Raw genomic sequence first — 1,118 nt, forward strand, 5'->3', positions numbered from 1 at the left:
TTTGAACGTCTTCCTCGGAGATCGGGGCCGGGCGATTCTTGGCGCCACCGACAAAACCCGTCACCTTGTTGGTGTGCTTCACCAGATGCCAGGTCTCATCATCCATGACCATTTCAACCAGCACATAGCCCGGAAAAAACCGGCGCTCGGTCGTCTTCTTCTGACCGTTCTTGATCTCAACCACCTCTTCAGTGGGCACCAGGAAACGACCAAACTTGGACTGCATGCCCGCGCGGTTGATGCGCTCAACGATGTTGCGCTCGACCGCTTTTTCCATGCCGGAATAGGCATGGACGACATACCACTGCATGCCTGGGGTCGGCGTGAGAGACGTTCCCGCCGCCACTTCGCTGACTACCGTGCCGTTCAGATCGCTCATTATTTTTTCCATCCCAGGATCAGGTCGTAAAACACCCATTCGAGCGTTTTGTCCGTAAGCCACAAGAACAAGGCCATGATCACCACAAAACCGAATACATAGGCCGTCATCTGGATGGCTTCTTTACGAGCCGGCCAGACAACTTTCCGGACCTCGCGCCATGAGTCACGCCCAAAAGCCACAAATTGCCTGCCCGACTCCGAGGTCATGAACACAGCAATCGCCGCCACCAAACCAGCAATCAAGGCACCCCACTGGGCTAATTGACCCTGCTTGGCAAAGAAATAGAAGCCCACCAGCGAGGCCAGCACCAGCGCGACAGCCACAGCCAACTTGGCCTTGTCGGCGTTGGTACTGACGGTTTCAACTTGAGAAGAGGCCATGGTCGCCGATTTCCTGTTCAATCTTCATGCGTCTCTGCAGACGCTTAAGCCCACCTGGAGTTTTTGACTCCTGGCGGGCTTGCTTTTTATCTTTTCAAACCACCCTCAGCATCGACACTCATCAAAGCCGGGTGGCAGGGGCAGTAGGAATCGAACCTACAACCTTCGGTTTTGGAGACCGACGCTCTGCCAATTGAGCTATACCCCTCCATCAAACCTTACAAATTACGCAATGATTTTGGCAACGACGCCGGCGCCGACGGTCTTGCCGCCTTCGCGGATGGCAAAGCGCAGGCCTTCTTCCATGGCGATCGGGTTGATCAGCTTGACGGTGATCGACACGTTATCGCCTGGCA

At 55.2% G+C, this 1,118-nt stretch carries 3 protein-coding genes and 1 tRNA gene; all 4 read right to left on the reverse strand.

The genetic code is table 11. From position 1 onward, the window contains the following. On the reverse strand, nt 1–379 hold a 379-nt coding region (locus AC1D1P_RS23925), incomplete at its 3' end, for a transcription termination/antitermination NusG family protein (protein WP_477674732.1). Continuing rightward, nucleotides 379–762, reverse strand: coding sequence for a preprotein translocase subunit SecE (gene secE / locus AC1D1P_RS23930; protein ID WP_477670198.1), 384 nt, complete (start codon nt 760–762; stop codon nt 379–381). The genes AC1D1P_RS23925 and secE, both read right to left, overlap by 1 nt. Nucleotides 763–894: 132 nt before the next feature. Then, nucleotides 895–970: transfer RNA gene (locus tag AC1D1P_RS23935), tRNA-Trp, on the reverse strand. A 17-nt stretch (nt 971–987) separates the two neighbouring features. Then, nucleotides 988–1,118: EF-Tu C-terminal domain-related protein (locus AC1D1P_RS23940; RefSeq protein ID WP_477674733.1), on the reverse strand; the 131-nt coding region annotated here is incomplete at its 5' end.

It is taken from the genome of Polaromonas sp. P1_E1_2 (genome assembly GCF_056406035.1).